This is a genomic window from Collinsella sp. LCP19S3_B6 (genome assembly GCF_052121815.1).
Classification (GTDB): domain Bacteria; phylum Actinomycetota; class Coriobacteriia; order Coriobacteriales; family Coriobacteriaceae; genus Collinsella.
Map to the genome: position 1 here is coordinate 44,504 of NZ_JBQKDN010000006.1, position 19,070 is coordinate 63,573.

Annotated in this window: 11 protein-coding genes; 5 read left to right on the top strand and 6 right to left on the bottom strand. The window is 61.1% G+C overall.

Translation table 11 applies throughout. The features are described 5' to 3' along the window. Positions 1 to 317 precede the first annotated feature (317 nt). From gltX to ACTQWD_RS03560, 5 genes are all read left to right on the top strand, one after another. Positions 318 to 1,793, top strand: coding sequence for a glutamate--tRNA ligase (gltX, locus tag ACTQWD_RS03540; RefSeq protein WP_441559269.1), 1,476 nt, complete (start codon positions 318 to 320; stop codon positions 1,791 to 1,793). Between the two features lie 88 nt (positions 1,794 to 1,881). Next, a complete protein-coding gene (priA, locus tag ACTQWD_RS03545) occupies positions 1,882 to 4,335 on the top strand; it encodes a replication restart helicase PriA (RefSeq protein ID WP_441559270.1) in 2,454 nt (817 codons plus the stop codon). A gap of 18 nt (positions 4,336 to 4,353) precedes the next feature. Further along, positions 4,354 to 4,890: a peptide deformylase gene (def, locus tag ACTQWD_RS03550; RefSeq protein ID WP_441559271.1), complete on the top strand. Its 537-nt coding sequence runs from the start codon at positions 4,354 to 4,356 to the stop codon at positions 4,888 to 4,890. A gap of 362 nt (positions 4,891 to 5,252) precedes the next feature. After that, entirely contained in the window at positions 5,253 to 6,173 is a 921-nt protein-coding gene (fmt, locus tag ACTQWD_RS03555; protein ID WP_441054987.1) for a methionyl-tRNA formyltransferase, read from the top strand. Beyond that, entirely contained in the window at positions 6,170 to 7,570 is a 1,401-nt protein-coding gene (locus ACTQWD_RS03560; RefSeq protein WP_441559272.1) for an RsmB/NOP family class I SAM-dependent RNA methyltransferase, read from the top strand. Before fmt ends, ACTQWD_RS03560 begins: the two co-directional genes overlap by 4 nt. Positions 7,571 to 7,962: 392 nt before the next feature. Here ACTQWD_RS03560 and ACTQWD_RS03565 read toward each other — a convergent pair whose 3' ends face one another. The 6 genes from ACTQWD_RS03565 to ACTQWD_RS03590 form a co-directional block, all read right to left on the bottom strand. Continuing rightward, on the bottom strand, positions 7,963 to 8,199 hold the full coding sequence (locus ACTQWD_RS03565) for an FmdB family zinc ribbon protein (RefSeq protein WP_154518065.1): 237 nt from the start codon (positions 8,197 to 8,199) through the stop codon (positions 7,963 to 7,965). Between the two features lie 88 nt (positions 8,200 to 8,287). Then, complete coding sequence (locus ACTQWD_RS03570) at positions 8,288 to 11,584, bottom strand: 4-alpha-glucanotransferase (RefSeq protein ID WP_441559273.1); 3,297 nt, start codon at positions 11,582 to 11,584, stop codon at positions 8,288 to 8,290. A gap of 219 nt (positions 11,585 to 11,803) precedes the next feature. Continuing rightward, positions 11,804 to 14,140, bottom strand: a complete 2,337-nt coding sequence (gene glgA, locus ACTQWD_RS03575) for a glycogen synthase GlgA (RefSeq protein ID WP_441030890.1) — start codon at positions 14,138 to 14,140, stop codon at positions 11,804 to 11,806. 90 nt (positions 14,141 to 14,230) lie between these two features. Continuing rightward, the gene (gene glgD / locus ACTQWD_RS03580; protein WP_441030892.1) at positions 14,231 to 15,358 is read right to left on the bottom strand and encodes a glucose-1-phosphate adenylyltransferase subunit GlgD; all 1,128 of its coding nucleotides are present in this window, start codon (positions 15,356 to 15,358) and stop codon (positions 14,231 to 14,233) included. Positions 15,359 to 15,362: 4 nt separating this feature from the next. Next, positions 15,363 to 16,511, bottom strand: coding sequence for a glucose-1-phosphate adenylyltransferase (locus ACTQWD_RS03585; RefSeq protein ID WP_427717391.1), 1,149 nt, complete (start codon positions 16,509 to 16,511; stop codon positions 15,363 to 15,365). A gap of 105 nt (positions 16,512 to 16,616) precedes the next feature. After that, complete coding sequence (locus tag ACTQWD_RS03590; protein ID WP_441030896.1) at positions 16,617 to 19,043, bottom strand: glycogen/starch/alpha-glucan phosphorylase; 2,427 nt, start codon at positions 19,041 to 19,043, stop codon at positions 16,617 to 16,619. Positions 19,044 to 19,070 lie beyond the last annotated feature (27 nt).

A 19,070-nucleotide genomic window follows, 5' to 3' on the forward strand; every position in this document is an offset into this window, starting at 1 on the left:
TTCGAATAACGTGTCCCAGCGACCGTTACCATTCCGCTGGGCTCTGTATGCAGGGGCACATCATAGCGCGTAAATCCAACATTCACACCCTTTCCGCACCTACTCAAAAGGTAGCTAATTTGGGACGGGGCTTTTTTAGCTACCCCGGCTGATTGTTTGCTGGTTTAGCCGATAGCCTGCGGGGGCAGCTAAAAAAGCCCCGTCCCAAATTAGCTACCCGGCTTCGATGACTGGGTCGGTGCCCTTTGTGCGGAGGTGGGCATTGTTGCTTTATACTGGTGCGGTTAGACATCCATCCTGCAATCGAGGAGATTTCCATGGCATCAGACGTTCGCGTCCGTTTTGCACCCTCACCGACGGGCAAGCTGCACATCGGCGGCGCCCGCACCGCTATCTATAACTGGGCTTTTGCCCGCGCAAACGGTGGCACGTTCATCCTGCGCATCGACGACACCGACCCCACCCGCTCTACCGACGAGAACACGCAGATCATTCTGCGCGCTATGCGTTGGCTGGGCCTGGACTGGGACGAGGGCCCCGAGGTTGGCGGCGACTATAGCCCCTATGCCCAGACCGAGCGCCTGGACCTGTACAAGCAGGCCGCCCAGAAGCTTTGGGACGAGGGCAAGGCCTATCCCTGCTTCTGCACCAAGGAGCAGCTCGAGGCCGACCGTAAGGCCGCCCAGGAGCGTAAAGACCCCTTCCAGGGCTATCAGCGCCGCTGTCGCGATCTCGATCCCGAGGAGGCACGCCGCCGCATCGAGGCCGGCGAGCCCTACGTCCTTCGCATCAAGGTGCCCGAGGACCGCGGCGATGTCGTCATCCACGACGCCGTCCACGGCGAGGTGACCTTCGATGCCAAGGAGCTCGACGACTTTGTCATCTTCCGCTCCGATGGCACGCCCACGTATAACTTCGCGACCGTCGTCGACGACGCCATGATGAAGATCACCCATGTCATCCGCGGCGACGACCATCTGTCCAACACCCCGCGCCAGGTCATGGTTTACGAGGCCCTCGGCGCGCCCGTTCCCACATTCGCCCACATCTCCATGATCTTGGGTGCCGACGGCAAGAAGCTCTCCAAACGCCACGGTGCCACCTCGGTGGAGGAGTACCGCGACGCCGGCTACCTGTCCGACGCGTTCGTTAACTACCTGGCGCTGCTCGGCTGGTCGCTCGACGGCGAGACCACGATCATCCCGCGCGATGTTCTTGCCAGTAAGTTCTCGCTCGACCGCATCTCTAAGAACCCGGCGACCTTCGATCCCAAAAAGCTCGACTGGGTCAATGCCGAGTACATCAACAACATGTCCGACGCCCAGTTTGCCGACGAGATCATGGTCCCCGAGCTGCACGAGGCCGGTATGATCGAGGGTAACATCGAGTACGGCGAGGACTGGATCGACGCGCTTGCCGCCATCGTCAAGCCCCGCACCAAGATGCCGGCCGACGCCGTGACCGTCGCCGCTCCCATCTTTGCCACGGCCGAGACGCTCGAGTATGACGAGAAGTCTGTCAACAAGGGTTTGGCCAAGGAAGGCATGGGCGCCATTCTGGATGCCGCCAAGGCCGCGCTCGAGGGCGTGGATGAGTGGACGGCTGCCAACATCGACGCCGCGCTTGAGCCGCTGCCCGAGCAGATGGACCTCAAGAAGCGCGTGGTGTTCCAAGCTGTGCGCGTCGCCGTCTGCGGTAACATGGTGAGCCCCCCGCTGGGCGAGACCATGGCGCTCGTCGGTCGCGACGACTGCTTGGCGCGCATCGACCGCGCCCGCACGATGGCGCTGTAGCAGCTGCGTAAACGCATGTATCCGAGCCCCGTTCACCCGAGCGGGGCTCTTGTTTCTAAAGACGTATGGGATGGGAGGTGCAGAGACCATGGCCGAGCAACTGTCGCTGTTTGGTTCGCCGGAACCTAAGGAAGCTCCGAGGTCCACGGCCCCTGCCGCCGCCCCGGCGCAGCCCGAGCCCGCACCCGAACCCGTCTCCGCCTACGCGAGCGTGGTCCTCGACATCCCGACCCGTGCGCTCTCCGAGCCATTCGACTACGGCATCCCGCAGTCCCTTGCCAACGATGCCCAGATCGGGTCCACGGTCCTGGTCCACTTTGGCAACCGTGCGGCCGCGGGCTATATCGTCGATATCGCGCCCGAGCTGGGCAACCTGCAAGGCAACGACGCCCTCGACCCCTTGCGCATCAAGCCCATCGAGGCCATCCTCAGCAAGCCGCTCTTTACCGCCGAGGCTGCACGCATTGCGCGCTGGATGAGCCACGAGTACGTCGCGACGCTTTCCGAGTGCCTGCGTCTGTTCTTGCCTCCGGGCGGCAGTCCTCGTGTCGTGAAGGGCGATGACGGCGTGTGGACCGTTGAGCGCCCCGCCGTAAAACCCATCCAAAACCGTTGGGTCATGCTCACGCCCGAGGGTTTCGACTACACGCCGCCCAAGACAGCGGTCCGTCAGCGTCAGCTCATCGACGCGCTCCAATGCGGCCCGGTCACGACGCGCGACCTCAACCTGCTCTACAACAGCATGTCGGCAACCATTAAAGCGCTCGAAAAACGCGGCGTCGTGGTGGTGGAGGAGCGCCGCGCCTGGCGTGGGTGTAGCGAGCAGACCACGTTGTCCTCGGCAAGCGGCAAGGCGCCGGTCTCTCTCACCAACGGCCAGCAGCAGGCGCTCGCCCAGATTGAACGCGCCCGCCTTGATGCCCATGGCGACGTGGTCCTTGTCGATGGCGTCACCGGTTCCGGCAAAACCGAGGTTTACCTTTCGGCGATTGAGCGCGTGCTGGCGGGCGGCCGTTCGGCCTGCGTGCTCGTGCCCGAGATCTCGCTGACGGCCCAGACCGTCGGCCGCTTCCGCTCGCGCTTTGGCGAGACGGTCGCGGTCTTCCACTCGCGTCTTTCGGCCGGCGAGCGTCTGGACCAGTGGGATATGGTTGCCAGCGGTGCCGCGCGAGTTGTCGTGGGCGCCCGCTCGGCGCTCTTTTGCCCGCTCAGCGATCTTGGTCTCATCATCATCGACGAGGAGCACGAGACCAGCTACAAGCAGGGCTCCAGCCCGCGCTACCATGCGCGCGAGGTGGCTGCCGAGATGGCGCGCCGCTATCGGTGCCCGCTCGTGTTGGGCTCCGCCACGCCCTCGGCCGAGGCTCTCGACCGCTGTCGCCGCGGTATGTACAACGGTGCCACCTGGATGCGTGTCGAGATGCCCGAGCGCCCGGGACACGCCGTGCTGCCCACGGTACGCATTGCCGACCTACGCCGCGAGTTCGCGCACGGCAGCCGCTCCATGTTCTCTAAACCGCTGATGGAGGGCTTGGAACGCGTGGTCGAGCGCCGCGAGAAGGCCGTACTGCTGCACAACCGTCGCGGCTTTGCGCCGTTTTTGATGTGCCGTGAGTGCGGCTGCGTCCCCACCTGCAACCACTGCTCCACCGCGCTCACGTACCACGAGCGCACGCACACACTGCAGTGCCACACCTGCGGATCGTCCTGGCGCGTGCAGCCCTATCCGTCGCCCACGAGTCGTTGTCCCAAGTGCGGCAGCCGCTACCTGGCAAAAATGGGCCTGGGCACGCAGCAGATCGAGGACGCCCTACGCCAGATTCTGCCCGAGGATGTCGCCATCATTCGCATGGACGCCGATTCCACACGCGGCAAGGATGCGCACAAAAAACTACTCGAGCAGTTCGATGCCGCCGATTGCGCGGTGTTGCTGGGTACCCAGATGATTGCCAAGGGCCTCGATTTTCCCGAGGTCACGCTCGTGGGCGTGGTCAATGCCGACTTTGCGTTAAAGCTGCCCGATTTTAGGGCGGGGGAGCGCGCCTACGATTTGCTGGAACAGGTCGCCGGCCGCGCCGGTCGCGGCGATCGTCCCGGCGAGGTTATCATCCAGACGTATCTGCCCGAGGACCCGGTCATTCGCGCCGTCGCCGAGCACGATCGTTCGATCTTTACCGACTACGACCTGGACCAGCGCCGAGACGCGCTGTACCCGCCTTTCGTGCGTCTTGTCAACGTTTTGGTGTGGTCGGCGAATCGTGATAATGCGCAGGACTACATTGGGCGCATCGCAAAGCTTCTCAAGCGCCGCTGGCATGCCGCCGCGCCTGACTTTTTGCGGGCCGGAAGTGTCGTGCCGCAGGTGCTGGGCCCCGCTTCGTGTGTAATCGAGAGAGCCAAAGACCGTTATCGCTTCCATCTGCTTGTAAAGTCGCCGGTAGGGTACCATGTCTCTGATGATATCGACGCCTGCCTCAAAGAGGTGGGCTCCGTGCGCGGCGTGAGCGTGAGCGTTGACGTCGACGCCTATGATTTGATGTAACAACCCGAAAGGATGGCCATGGAAGCCAACGGAATCGTATTGTCGCCCGACCCTCGTCTGCGCCAGGAGTGCGCCGTTATCGAGGAGATCACCCCGGCGATTGAGGTGCTTGCCGAGAAGATGAAGAAGATGATGTTCGACAACGGCGGTTGCGGCCTGGCTGCCCCGCAGATCGGCGAGCTCATCCAGCTCGTCACCATCGACTGCGACTACACCGACAAGAACGACTACGATCCCTACGTGCTCATCAACCCTGTCATTGTTGAGCAGAGTGACCATCTGGTGCCGTTTAGCGAGGGCTGTCTTTCCATCCCCGGCATTAGCTGCGAGATCGAGCGTCCCGACCATGTCGTTGTCGAGGCATACGATCTGGATGCCAACCTGATTCGCTATGAGGCCTCGGGCGACCTGTTCTGCGTGTGCCTGCAGCACGAGATCGATCACCTGCACGGCAACACCATGTTCGAGCGACTCAAGCCGATGCAGCGCATCAAGGCCGTCAAGGAGTACCAGGACGCCCTGGCCCGCGGCGCTCGACCGGGCGAGACGGAGTAGGTCCCACCGTCCCCTTCCGCCGCAGGGCTTAGGTTTTGCTCCATGCTCAAACAGTCCTGCTCGCACGAAGAGCACATTAAGTGCTCTTCGGCTCGTGCGGAACTGCGCGTGGAGCAACAACCTAAGCCCTGCGGCGGAAGGGGACTGCGTTTTCGTGCTCCTTTTCGCCCGGGTGCCATTGGGCCAGGGAGGGGCGTCTTCGCTGATAATTGCTTTGTTGGAAGAGCTGCTTTTATTGCGGCTCTTTCTTTGGTTTTGGGTATATTTGTTCTTGTTGAATTGTTATTGCGGATGGGCTGGCGACTTGGCTTTCCGCTGTTATTTGGAGCCGTCTCGGTTTTGTTTGAGGGGAGACGTTCTTTATGCGTATTGTGTTTATGGGTACGCCCGATTTCGCGGTGCCGTCGCTTTCTTCGCTTGTTGAGGCTGGGAATGAGATTACGCTGGTAATTACGCGTCCCGATGCTGTTCGCGGGCGTGGTAAAAAGCTGGAGCCGTCTCCTGTTAAGGCCAAGGCGCTTGAGCTTGGTCTGCCCGTTGTTGAGACAAATCGTATGACGCCGGATGTTATTGATCGGCTTAAGGCTGCTGATGCCGATATTTTCTGTGTGGCTGCCTATGGCTGCATTTTGCCCGATGAGGTGCTGCATATGGCGCCGCTCGGTATTGTGAATGTTCATGCTTCGCTGCTGCCCCGTTGGCGTGGCGCTGCTCCCATTCAGCGTGCCATTCTTGCTGGTGACGAGGTTGCTGGCGTTTCCATTATGCGCATTGGGCATGGCGTGGATACGGGCGCTTATTGCGCGCAGGTGTCGACCTCGGTTGCCGGTAAACATGCCGAGGCATTGACCATGGAGCTTGGTGAGCTGGGCGGTAAGTTGCTTGCCGATACGCTTCCCTCGCTTGCCGATGGCTCGGCTGTTTGGACTGAGCAGGATGAGTTCCTTGTCACGCATGCTGCCAAGATTTCCAAGCAGGAGATGCGTCTGGATCCGCAGATGGGGGCGCTTGATTGCGTGCGTCATGTGCTTGCCTCTTCCGACACCGCTCCCGCTCGCTGTGTGATTGCCGGCAAGACCGTGCGCGTGCTCGATGCCGCGCCGGCAGATGTATCGCTTGGCGAGGGGCTCGTCGCCGTTCAGGCCAAGCGCGTTTACCTGGGCCTGTCCGATGGCGCGGTCGAACTGCTTGAGGTTAAGCCCGATGGTAAGCGTGCTATGGCTGCTTCTGCCTGGGCTGCTGGCCTGCAGGGCGCGGATCTTTCGTGGGGTGTTTTGTCATGAGTAAGCTTTCCCCCGCGCGCAAGCTCGCGCTTGATGTTTTGATGGAGGCCGATCGCCGCGGCATGTACGCGCGTGACGTGCTCTCGTCCCGCGCCTCGGCCAAGGCCATTGACCAGCGCGATTCTGCTTTCGCCGCTCGTTTGGCACTGGGCGTTGCAGCCACCCAGGGCATTTTGGATGAGCTGCTCGACCAGTTTCTCGATAAGCCCAAAAAGGTCGCGCCTCGTGTGCGCATGGCACTTCGTATCTCGGCCTTCGAGATGCTCTACCTGCATACCCCGGGTCGCGTTGCGGTGAGTCAGGGCGTTGAGCTCGTGCGCAGCGGTGCTAAGTCTGCCGCCGGTCTGGCGAACGCCGTGCTGCATAAGGTTGCGAACAACGTCGAGGACTTTGCCACTGCGGCGGATGCCGATGAGTCCGAGCGCCGTTTGGTTCGCCTATCTCGCCTGATGGGCATGCCGCGCTGGCTGTGCGCTCGCATTATGGCGTCGTTCGATACACCCGAGGGCGCGCTCGGCTTTGCCGGCAATCTGGCGCCCGCGCCGCTGGCTTTGCACGAGAATGCCTTTGCAACAAAACCCGATCCGTACATTTCGCAGCTTGTGGCACCCGTGTTCCCGGGTTGCCATGCGCCGGTCGACGCGCAGGCCACGGTTGCGTCGGGTGTGTTTGAGCGCGCAGCTGCCGTGGCCTCGGACCTTAACGCCCAGCTCATCGCTACTGCGGCGACCCGTCCCGGGCGTTGTCTAGAGATTGGCGCCGGTCGTGGCACCAAGACCTATGTGATGATGTGCCAGGCCAAACGTGCCGGTTACGACCGTCAGCACACCGCACTCGATTTGCACGACCGCAAGTGCGACCAGAATCTCGCACGTCTGCATAAGGCGGGTATTACGGGTGTTCGTACGGTGTCGGGCGATGCCTGCGAGCTCAATGAGGTGCTCGCGTCCTTTGACGCGATGCTTGGCGAGCCTGTCCTGTTCGACACGGTGTTTATCGATGCTCCGTGCTCGGGCACCGGCACCATGCGCCGTCATCCCGAGATTCCCTGGCGTCTAACCGAGAACGACGTTACGACTGAGTTGCCCCGCCTGCAGCTGACGATGCTCAAGGAAGCAGCCGCGCGCGTGGCTGCCGGCGGTGAGCTTATCTATGCCACCTGCTCGGTCTTCGACGAGGAGAACACGCGGGTCGTTGATGCCTTCCTAGCTTCTCCCGAGGGCGCCGGCTTTACCGTGGCACCCCTCTCCGAGGCGCAGATTCTGCAGCTACCCGATTTCGCGCAGGCCAAGAAGCTTGTCTCCGTACGCCAGAACGACCGTGGACTTTTCCAGAGCGTCCCCGCAAACGCCGATTCCTACGACGGCCACTTCTGCGCCAGACTGGTCCGCAAGTAAAACGGATTCCAAGGGTAGCTAATTTGGGACGGGGCTTTTTTAGCTGCCCTGGCCGCCAGTCGGCCAAACATTTGCGTTATCAGCTGGGGCAGCTAAAAAAGCCCCGTCCCAAATTAGCTACCCTACGTTTCAAGATGACCTGTCCGCCACGAAATGGGACTATCTACTACATTAAACCCATTACCCTCAACCATGCCGAATTTAGCGAAATCAAAACCGCAGGTAGACGGCTCGTCGATTTTGTAAAAACGCAGGTGTGCTCGGACCATACGGGTCAAACGTAGTAGATAGGCCGTTTTCGTGGCGCAACCCCAGACCAGTCGCCGGGGCGTGGGACATTCCTGAAATAATTCGGCCCCGCGATCGGCGTTGATCGCGGGGCCGCGTTGCTCTTAGTGGTTATGCGGGCAGTCGGCGCAGCAGCCACTGGTGGCGCTGGTGCTGGACCCGCCACTGCGCTGGTCGGTGTTGTAGAAACCGCTGCCGTCGAACTTAATGCCGCTGGCCGAGAACGTCTTGGATGCCGGGGCGCCGCAGCTGGGGCATACAACCTCGGGAGTCTCGGACATGGGGTGCTCAACCTCAAAAACGTTGCCGCAGCTCGTGCACTTGTATTCGTAGCGCGCCATAATACTTCCTTTTCAGCACAAAGCGGGCAGATCGCTCTGCCCGCAAAAATTCAAACAGCAGTAACTGTACCCTATATCGAGGGTTTTATCACGCTTCGCCCCAGAATCTATGGGTGCTGCGCAGGAGCTTCGCAGTTTTCTCTTCGGCCTCCGCAACGTCTGCCTCTTGTGCCTGCCACGTCCAGTTGCCTGTGGCTACACCCGGCACGTTCATACGTGCGTCATCGCCCAGCCCCAGCACATCCTGCAGCGGCATCATCACCAGGGGGGCGTCGCTTGCGAGCGCATCGCCCATCAGCTTGGCCGCCACCTCAGCACCACTCGGTTCGTCGCCGCCTGCAAAGGAGCGCGTGCACCAGCCAGCGAGCGTCGAAGTGTCGTGCGTCGAGGTGTACAGGATTTTGCCCGGCGTGGGATGAATTCCGCAGCGAACGTCGTAGTCACTAAACTCCAGTACGTCCATGCCGGGAAAACCGCAGGTCGAAGCCATAGCACGAACGCCAGGCGTCAGATAGCCCAGATCCTCGGCAATAAAATTGAGCGGACCCAGCTCGTCGTAGGCGGTCTGGAACAGGTCCTTGCCCGGACCAGCAAGCCAGCGGCCGTCGGCACAGGCTTTGCCAGCGGGAATGCTAAAGTAGTTGTGGAAGCCCAGGAAGTGGTCCAGGCGCACGCGGTCGTAGAGCGCGAACGCTCGGCGCAGGCGATCGAGCCACCAGCGATAGCCGCTCTCCTTCATGTGGTCCCAGCGGAAGGTGGGGTTTCCCCACACCTGACCTTCGGGCGCAAAGTTGTCGGGCGGCGCACCGGATATCTCGATTGCCTTGCCGGTATCGGACAGCCAGAAGTTCTCGGGCTCGCTCCACGCATCTGCCGAATCGTCCGCCACATACATCGGGATATCGCCGATGACCTCGATGCCCTTCTTGTGCGCATAGTTCATGAGCTCGCACCAGGCAAGGTCAAAGCGGTACTGCATGTACGCCTGAAGCTCGGCCTCGTCGTGGAAGCGCTTGTCGTCGATCAGATGCTCGTTGTAGCGCGCGACATCTGCCGGCCAATTGTGGCGCGACTCGCCCTCAAAGTATTTCTTAACGGCCATGTAGACGCAGTACTTCTCGAGCCAATCGGCATTGCGATGTTTAAACGCGGTGTACAGCGGGTCGGCATCTTCGCCACCGTGGGCCTTCCAAGAAGCGAAGTCGGCGGCCAGCTCCTCGTGACTCTCGGGCAGCAGGTCGATGTTACCCGCAAAAGCCGAGGGTCCGGCATAGGGGGAGCGGAAGAAATCCGTCGGGTTGACGGGCAGGACCTGCCAGTAGCGCATGCCAATGGCGGCCAGGTGGTCGATAAAGCGGCGCGTGGGTGCGCCGATCGTACCCGGCTTGCCATCGTCAGTCGGCACCGAGGTAATGTGGCACACGACGCCCGCGCCATGATCGAGCGGCTCTTGCAGGCGCCTCTTGGCATGGTGATAGATGATCGAAGAGCCCAGCGGGCACAGGTCGAGCGTGACCGTGCCGTTGTGGATCTCGCACTCGTGGCCGCTGATCACGTCACTCGCGCATTCACCGAGCGCCGGAATCGTAACGCGGTGCGAATTGCGCAGGCTGCGATTGACGATAACGGTCGCAGCCTCGCCGTCTTTGCCCGTGCGGGTGTAGGCTAGGACGTCGTCGTTAAGCGCGAAAGCCTTGATCTCGCCGTCAACCATAAAAGGCAACGCGCGGCGCAGGGCGGATGCGTTCTTCACGATGGCCAACGTATCGAAATCGTGGAGCTGGTCCTTTGTCGGCAGGGTACGGCGGTTGCCCGGATCGGTGAGGCCCTCCAGGCCGTACTCATCGCCATAATAGATCGAGGGCACGCCGGGGAAGGTCATCTGCATGAGCGTCGCCAACCAAAAGCGCCTCTTGGCCAGGTCCATGGAGTTCTCGTCCAAGCGCCATTTGCTACGCTCGCTCTCGGGTAGCTGCGACTCGTCGGGACCACCGCCGAGCACCGAGATAATGCGCGGACGGTCGTGGCTCGAAAGCAGATTGAGCGCGCAGGCCAGTGCCTCGCGCGGGTAGTTCTCGCGCAGTGTCTCGATGTCCTCGGCAGCCTGATAGGCGTTCTTGTAGCCCATCAAAAAGCCGATGACCATGTCGCGGAAGGGGTAGTCCATGGCGGAATCGAGTTCGGAGCCTTGCAGATAACGGCGCAGATGGCCATAGCTGATCTTGTTGGAGGCGTCCTCCCAGACTTCGCCGAGCAGCAGCGCATCGGGCTTCTCTTCGAGCACGGCGGCCTTGATATCGGCCAGGAAGTCATCGGAAAGCTCGTCGGCCACATCGAGTCGCCAGCCGTGGGCACCGGCGCGCAGCCACTTGCGAATGACGCCGTCCTTGCCCAGAAGCTTTTTACGCACGAGCTCGGAATTCTCGTTGAGGGCGGGCATGTTGCTCACGCCCCACCAGCAGTCATACGTGCCGTCCTCGTGGAAGGTAAACGCATCGCGCCACGGGGAGTCCTCGCTCTGCCACGCGCCGACGCCGGGATAGTTGCCGTAGCGGTTAAAGTAGATCGAGTCGTCGCCCGTATGGTTGAAGACGCCGTCCAGGATGATGGAAATGCCGAGCTTCTCGGCCGCCTCGCACAGCTCCGTAAAGTCCTGCTCGGTTCCCAGAATCGGGTCGATTTTGGTGTAATCGGCCGTGTCGTAGCGGTGGTTGCTCGCGGCCTCAAAGATCGGGTTGAGGTAGATGGCCGTAAAGCCCAGCTCGGCGATGCGGGGCAGGTCATTTTGGATACCCTTGAGAGAGCCGCCGTAAAAATCCCAAGTCTTGATGGATCCGTCCTCGGCACGCTCGTACACGGGCGGCTCGTTCCAGTCCTCGACCATGCGACGCTGGATTCCCTTACGCGGTTTTTCGACCTCGGCCAGCGTGCGTTCGCGCCAGTTTTCGTCGCGGGCGTAGCGGTCGGGGAAGATCTGGTAGACCATGCCGTGCTCGTACCAGGTGGGACGGTTCTCGCGGTGCTTGTAGACGGTAATCTGGAAGGACGGAACCTCGGCGTAGTTGTATACAACGCCCTCGCCGCCGGTGCGACCCTGCGACGCACCCAAGCGGACCTCGGGCTGGCCTTCGATATTGCATATAAAGCTGTACCATACAAGACAGGGCTCGGCGCAGATGAGCTCACCGGTAAAGATGCCATCGCCCTTGTGCTCCATGGGGATCAAGGTCTCTCCGATGCCGTCGACCCAGGTGCGCAGGGTGAGCGTTGCCTGGTTGGGGTCGGCATCCTCCAAAATCACCGAAAGCGAAACGGAAGTTCCAGTGGTCACAGCGCCAAAAGGAGTGCGAAACTGCGTCAGGCGGCTGTTGTGTATCAATCTCATAGTACGGTCCAGTTCTATACAATCATGGCCAGCGGGTCATGGGCTTAACGCACAGTGCATAAGTATATCCGTTGCACTTTAGTTGTATAAACTACAGTCGCTCACTATCGGCGAACGGTTGTCCTAGAAAATCGTTTTACCAACTATCTACAGAGAAGGGGCGCCCGGTTGGAGCGCCCCTTGTTTAGGGTTTTTATTAGGTTTTAGATCGTCTGTGGACTAGCGGCGCTTGCGGGTGGCCGTTGCCTTGCGGACGGAGGTCTTCTTGGTCGGAGCCTTTTCCTCGGCTGGAGCGGCGGGGGAGACCGGGGCCTTCTTGGCGGGTTCGGTCTTTGCCGTAGCCTTCGGAGCGGTCTTGACCTCGGCGGCCTTCGGTTCCGGTTCGGCCTTTACTGCGGGTTTGTCCTTGGCTTTAGCCTCTGCCTTGGGAGCGGCTGTCTTGGTCGTAGCCTTTTTGGCCGTTGTCGTGGCGCGCTTGCGTGTGGTGGTCTTGGCGGCCGACTTTGCCTCGACAGCTGCCTTGGCCTTGGGCTCGGAGGGTGCCTCCTCGACCTTGACGGCGGGCTTTGCAGCAGCCTTCGGGGCCGTCTTCGCGGCGGCCTTCGTCGTAGCAGCCTTGGTCGCCGGCGACTTCGTAGCCGTGGCCTTCTTGGCGGTCGCGGTCTTGGTTGCGGTCTTGGTCGCGGTCGTCTTCTTGGCAGCGGTCTTGGCCGGAGCCTTTGCCGCGGTCTTAGCCTCGGCAGTGGTAGCCTCAGCGGTGGCCTCGGCCTTTACCTCGGGAGCGGCCTCGGCTTCGACGGCCTTCTTGGCAGCGGCGGTCGTACGCTTACGCGTGGTGGTTGCCTTGGCAGTGGTGGTCTTGCTCGTAGCGGCCTTCGTGGTCGTGGCCTTCTTAGCCGTCGTCTTGCGGGTCGTCGTCTTCTTGGCGGCAGGCTTCGCCGTGGGCTTTACCTCGCCGTCGTCAGCCGGCTTCTCCTCGGCCTTGGGCTCCTCGGCAACAGCGGGCTCCTTAACGGGTGCCGCAGGCTCGGCTTCGGCAGCAACCGGCTCCTCCACAGCCGCAGCAGCCTCCACTGCCACCGGCCTCTCAATCTCTGGGTGCATAAAGAAGTACAGGTCCAGATACTTATCGGCCGAACGTGTCCAGCTAAAGTCCTGGCTCATGGCCTGCGTGACCAGCTGATCCCAGGCCTTGCGGTTATCCCAGAACAGGCGAGCCGCGCGGAACACCGCGTCGCCCATCTCGTCGCCGTTAAAGTGACTAAATGAGAAGCCCGTGCCCTCGCCGGTAAACTCGTTGTACGGTTGCACGGTGTCCTTCAGGCCACCGGTCTCGCGCACAATGGGCAGGGTGCCGTAGCGCATGGCAATGATCTGCGACAGGCCACAGGGCTCAAACTTCGAGGGCATCAGGAACATATCGGCGGCGGCGTACATGCGCTGCGAAAGTGCCGGGTCAAACTCGATACGCGCCGCCATGGTGCCGGGGTATTTGCCCTGGAAGTAGCGCAGGCCGTCCTCGTAGTCGCGGTCGCCGGTACCCAGCACGGCCACCTGAACGCCACCGGACAGGATGCGGTCGAGCGCGTACATGACCAGGTCCATGCCCTTCTGTCGCGTCAGGCGCGTGACCATCACCATAAGCGGGCGGTCGTCGCGAATCTCGAGCCCCAACTCCTCCTGCAGTTTGGCCTTGCATACGGCCTTCCCCGCACGGTCATCAACCGTGTAGTTGGCGGCAATGCGCTTGTCGGTCGCCGGATCAAAACCCACAACGTCAATGCCGTTGAGGATACCCTGCAGTGCGTAGGAACGCTCGCGCAGCACGCCATCCAGGCCCTCGCCAAACTCGGGCGTCTGGATCTCGCCCGCATAGGTGGGGCTCACCGTGGTGATGGCATCGGCATAGTGCAGCGCGCCCAGCATATAGTTAATGCTGCAGGCGTCACAGCGCAACTGCGTGGCGGCTGCCGGAATATGCGCCATACCCAGTATGTCTTCCATCACGGTGTCGCTAAACTGACCCTGGAACGCCACATTGTGGATCGAGAACACGGTCTTGACGCGGTCGTACAGCGGCAGGCCTTGGTAGAACTCTCGCAAGAACACGGGCGCCAGCGCCGTCTGCCAGTCGTTGCAGTGCAGGATGTCGCACTCAAAGCCTTCGGGCAGGTGCTGCAGGCTCTCGGTGATGGCCTTGGAGAAAAACGCGAAGCGCTCGCCGTCGTCAAAGAAGCCGTAGGGATAGTCGCGCGCAAAGTAGTGCTCGTTGTCCACGAACATATAGGTGACGCCGTCGTGCTCGAGCTTCTCCAACCCGCAGTACTCGTTGCGCCAGCTCAGGCTCACGTAAAAGTCGGCAAAGTGCTCCATCTGCGCCTTGTACTCGTCCTTGATGGTGGCGTACTTGGGCACCATCACAATGACTTCGGCGCCAGCGCGCACGAGTGCCGCAGGCAGCGAGCCCGCCACGTCACCCAGGCCGCCGGTCTTAACAAACGGCGCGCACTCGGCCGAGGCAAACACGATCTGCATCTTTTTGCTGGTTTGTGCCATTATGTCTCCCATGTTGCAATTCGAGAATAGTCGCCTGGCGCTAACCGGGCGACTATTCTACAAGTTACGTGCGATTATGTGGTGCCAATGTTAACGAGCGATGGTGGTATCGGACGTTAACGGAGCCTTGCCCAGCACCAGGATGTTCTCGGGCGTACCGCGAAGCTCGGTGTTGGTGGGAACCACGTTGTTCTTGTCCAGGATGGCGTTCTCAACACGGGCGCCGCTCTTGATGATGCAGCTCTGGTTGATGATCGAGTTGGTCACCGAGGCGCCTTCCTCGATCACAACGCCGCGCGACAGGATCGAGTTGCGCACGGTGCCCTTGATGATGCAGCCGGCCGAGATGATCGAGTTGCAGGCGTGGCTGCCGGTCGCGTAACGCGAAGGCGGCACGTCGTGGGCCTTGGTCAGGATCGGGCGCTCGGGGTCAAAGAGCCGATCGGCCACGGTCTGGTCGAGCAGGTCCATGCTGCGACGATACAGCGACTTCTCGCTAAACACGCCCACGACCTCGCCCTTGTACTTGTAGCTGCACACGTCGATGTTGCCAAAGTCGCCCTGGAGTGCCTCGAGCAGGTCCAGATAGTCGGCGGCCTGGTAGTGGTCGATGATCTCGAGCAGCGTCTCGCGGTTGACGATGCAGCAGTCCATAGAGGCGTTGTCGCCGTACGCGACGCCGGCGCTTACGCCCGTCAGGCGGCCGTTCTCGTTGATATCGAGCTTGGTCTCGTCTTCGACGTTGTGCGTGGCCTTGCAGTACACCACGGTCATCTGGGCACCGGATTTCTCGTGCGCCTCGATGATGGTGTTGAGGTCCATGTTAAAGATGACGTTGGTGCCCATCATCACAACATAGGGCTTGTCCGAGCGCTGGAACAGCGTCTTGTTGGAGATGATGTCGCGGAGCAAGAAGCGCATGCCGCCCTTGGTGGTGCCATACGCGTTGCCGGGCACCATGAACAGGCCGCCGTTCTTGCGGTCCAGGCCCCAGTCCTTGCCCGAGCCCACGTGGTCGATCAGCGAGCGGTAGTTGCCCGGCATGACAACGCCGACGGTCTTAATGCCGGCATTCATCATGTTGGACAGCGGAAAGTCGATCAGGCGGTAGCGGCCCAAAAACGGAACGGACGCGATGGGGCGATCCTTGAGCAGCACGCTGCCGTAGGTCGAAGAGTAGTTAGCGGTGATATAGCCGATGGCCTTGCGATTGATCATCGGATCATTCCCCCTTCCCGACAACGACGTCATTTCCAACGACGGCCGTATCCTTGGTGGTATCGACAGAGCCGAGCTTCACGCCCTCTTCGACCGTGGAGTTCTCGCCCAAAATAGCGCGGCAAATGTGCGCGCCGCTCTTAACGTGCGCACCCGGTAGCAGCACGGAGTCCTCGACCACGGCGCGCTCCTCGATAATGACATCGGTCGAAAGGATCGAGTGGCGAGCGGTGCCGTAGATCTTGCAGCCATTGGAGACCAGGCAGTCGTCCAGGCGACCGTCCGGGCCAATGTAGTGCGGCGGACGCGTGGTGATGTTGGACATGATGGGGAAGCTCTTGTCAAACAGATCGAACTCGGGGTTGTTGCCCAGCAGGTCCATCGAGGTCTCGTGGAAGCTGGCGATGGTGCCAACATCCTTCCAAAAGCCGTGGAACTCGTAGCTGTACAGGCGCTTGTCCTCGCCGAGCAGCTTGGGGATGATGTCCTTGCCAAAGTCATGGCTCGAGCGCTGGTCCAGAGCGTCCTCCTCGAGCGCCTTGATCAGCACGTCGGCCGAGAAGATGTAGATGCCCATGGACGCGAGGTTCGAATCGGGCTTCTCGGGCTTTTCCGTGAACTTGGTGATGCGGCCGTCCTCGGGGTCGGTGGTCAGGATGCCAAAGCGGCTGGCCTCCTCCCACGGCACGGGCATAACGCTCACCGTGAGGTCGGCGTTGTTCTCAATGTGCGTCTTGAGCATCTTGCGGTAGTCCATGCGATACAGATGATCGCCCGAAAGAATCAGGACGTACTTGGGGTCGTTGGACTTGATGTAGTTGAGGTTCTGCGTGATGGCGTCGGCCGTGCCCGCATACCATGCGCCACCGGTTTGCGTCTCGTACGGCGGCAGGATCGACACGCCACCGTCGCGGCTGTCCAGATCCCACGCCTCGCCAGAGCCCACGTAGGCATGCAGCAGGTAGGGACGATACTGCGTCAGAACGCCCACCGTGTCGATGCCCGAATTGGAGCAGTTGGACAGCGAAAAGTCGATAATGCGGAACTTGCCACCAAAGCTAACCGCCGGTTTAGCGATCTTTTGGGTGAGTGCCCCCAATCGGCTTCCCTGTCCTCCTGCGAGGAGCATCGCGATGCATTCTTTCTTACTCATCGAATTCTCCTTCTGTCATCGATGTTCCTAAACCCATTAGCGACGGGCGCGGCGCTCGGTCGCGCCCGTCGAGTAATGCCGTGCGGCAAAGGGAACTCGCGGCCTTTAAGCGTGCCAGATCTCGTCGCGGTACTCGCGAATGGTGCGGTCGCTCGAGAACCAGCCGCTCGAGGCGGTGTTGAGCAGCGCCTTGCGGTTCCAGGTCTCCTGGTCGCCATAGCTGCCCGTGAGCTTCTCCCATGCATCCACGTAGCTGCGGAAGTCTGCCATGACCAGGTCGGGGTCGTTGTTGTTCATAAGCTCGTTGTAGATGCTCTCAAAGTTGCCCGAAAGGCCGGCAAACGTGTTGTCCTTGAGCTCATCCATCACGCGGCCCAGACGTTCGCGATCATTGTTGAGCGTATCCCACGCAAAGTAGCTGTTCGATGCCCAGAGCTGCTCGACCTCGGGAGCGGTCAGGCCAAAGATCGCCTCGTTCTCGCGGCCGGCCAAATCGGCGATTTCGATGTTGGCGCCGTCGAGGGTGCCCAGCGTAATGGCGCCGTTCATCATGAGCTTCATGTTGGACGTGCCCGAGGCCTCCTTGCCAGCTGTGGAAATCTGCTCCGAAATCTCGGCGGCAGGGTAGATGAGCTGTGCGTTGCTCACGCGGAAGTTGGGGATAAAGCAGACCTTCATGACCTCGTTGACGCGCGGGTCGTTGTTGATGACCTCGGCCACCGAGTTGATCAGGCGGATGGTCTCCTTGGCAAAGGTGTAGCTCGAGGCAGCCTTGCCGCTAAAGATAAAGGTCGTCGGTGTCACGTGGAAGTTGGGATTGGCGATGCGACGGTTGTAGATGTCCATCACCTTCATGATGTTCATGAGCTGGCGCTTGTAGGCATGGAAACGCTTTACCTGAACATCGAAGACGGTGTTGGGGTCAATAACCAGACCGGTCTCTGCCTTAACGTAGGCGGCAAGACGCTCCTTATTGGTGCGCTTGGAGGCACCCACGGCCTTCAGGAACTCGGTGTCGTTCTGAAAACCTTTAAGTTTCTCAAGCTCAAAGGCGTCCTTCAGCCAGCCGTCGCCAATGGCCTCGGTCACGAGCTTGGCGTAGGTGGGGTTGGCCTCGGCAAAGAAGCGACGGTGCGAGATGCCGTTGGTCTTGTTGTTGAACTTCTCGGGCGTTAAGGCATAGAAGTCCTTGAGCACATTGTTCTTGATGATATCGGAGTGAATCTTGGCCACGCCGTTGACGCTGTGGCTGCAGATCACGGACAGGTTGGCCATGCGAACCTCGCCGTCCCATAGGATGGCTGTCTGGCGCAGACGCTCCTGCCAGCCCTCCTGCGTAGTATCGAACGACTCATGCCAACGACGGCTGATCTCGTCGATGATCTGGTACACACGGGGGAGGAGCTTGGAGAACGTGCCGATGGGCCACTTCTCCAGGGCCTCGGGCAGGATGGTGTGGTTGGTGTAGCTCACGACCTGCGTCACGATGTTCCAGGCGTCATCCCACTCGAGCTTCTTTTCGTCGATGAGGATGCGCATGAGCTCGGGGCCGCACATGGCGGGGTGCGTATCGTTGGTGTGGATGGCCACAAACTGCGGCAGCAGCTCCCAGTTCGCGCCGTGTTCCTTCTCAAAGGTGTCGAGCAGGCTATAGATACCGGCCGAGACAAACAGGTATTCCTGCTTCAGACGCAGCAGACGGCCGTGCTCGCCGGCGTCGTTGGGGTAGAGGATGGCGCTGATAGCCTCGGCCTCGGCGCGCTCGGCGTCGGCCAGGGCGTAGTCGCCGCGGTTGAAGGCCTCAAGGTCAAAGTGCTCCTCGACCGGCTCAGCGGCCCAGACGCGCAGCTTGTTGACGGTCTCGCCGGCATAGCCCACCACGGGGATGTCATAAGGGACGGCCAGGATGTCCTGCGTGTCCACGGTTCGATAGAACGTGCGGCCGTTCTCCTCAAAGCCCTCGACGCGGCCACCAAACTTAATGGTCACGGCCTTGTCCTGACGACGGACCTCCCAGGGATAGCCGTTGGTGAGCCACTCGTCGGTGGTTTCGACCTGGCTGCCGTTGACGATCTCCTGTTTAAACAGGCCGTAGCGGTAGCGCATGCCGTTGCCGTAGCCGGCAATGCCCTCGGCTGCCATGGAATCCAGGAAGCATGCGGCCAGACGACCCAGGCCACCGTTGCCCAGCGCCGGATCGGGCTCCTGGCTCTCGATGACGGACAGGTCAAGGCCCATATCGTCGAGCGCCTCGGCGACCATGTCGCGCACGCCAAAGTTGAGCAGGTAGTTGTCAAGCAGGCGGCCGATCAAAAACTCGATCGAGAAGTAGTACACGCGCTTCTTGCCCTCGGCTGCCGCACGGGCGTCGCTCTTGGTGGCAACGGTGCGGGCCTTCTCGGCCACGAGCTTGGCCAGGGCGTTAAAGCGATCCAGGTCGCTGGCGGCCTCGACGTTCTTGCCGCTAATGCTCATGACGGCATCGCGATAGAGCTCGGTAAACTCCTGCTTGTTGTCGAAGATCTTATTCATACGTTCCTTCCCCCGGGGATGTTTCTC

Coding starts and splice junctions, on each gene's coding strand:
- gltX (WP_441559269.1), top strand. CDS start 318: ATGGCATCAGACGTTCGCGTCCGTTTTGCACCCTCACCGACGGGCAAG.
- priA (WP_441559270.1), top strand. CDS start 1,882: ATGGCCGAGCAACTGTCGCTGTTTGGTTCGCCGGAACCTAAGGAAGCT.
- def (WP_441559271.1), top strand. CDS start 4,354: ATGGAAGCCAACGGAATCGTATTGTCGCCCGACCCTCGTCTGCGCCAG.
- fmt (WP_441054987.1), top strand. CDS start 5,253: ATGCGTATTGTGTTTATGGGTACGCCCGATTTCGCGGTGCCGTCGCTT.
- ACTQWD_RS03560 (WP_441559272.1), top strand. CDS start 6,170: ATGAGTAAGCTTTCCCCCGCGCGCAAGCTCGCGCTTGATGTTTTGATG.
- ACTQWD_RS03565 (WP_154518065.1), bottom strand. CDS start 8,199: ATGGCGCGCTACGAATACAAGTGCACGAGCTGCGGCAACGTTTTTGAG.
- ACTQWD_RS03570 (WP_441559273.1), bottom strand. CDS start 11,584: ATGAGATTGATACACAACAGCCGCCTGACGCAGTTTCGCACTCCTTTT.
- glgA (WP_441030890.1), bottom strand. CDS start 14,140: ATGGCACAAACCAGCAAAAAGATGCAGATCGTGTTTGCCTCGGCCGAG.
- glgD (WP_441030892.1), bottom strand. CDS start 15,358: ATGATCAATCGCAAGGCCATCGGCTATATCACCGCTAACTACTCTTCG.
- ACTQWD_RS03585 (WP_427717391.1), bottom strand. CDS start 16,511: ATGAGTAAGAAAGAATGCATCGCGATGCTCCTCGCAGGAGGACAGGGA.
- ACTQWD_RS03590 (WP_441030896.1), bottom strand. CDS start 19,043: ATGAATAAGATCTTCGACAACAAGCAGGAGTTTACCGAGCTCTATCGC.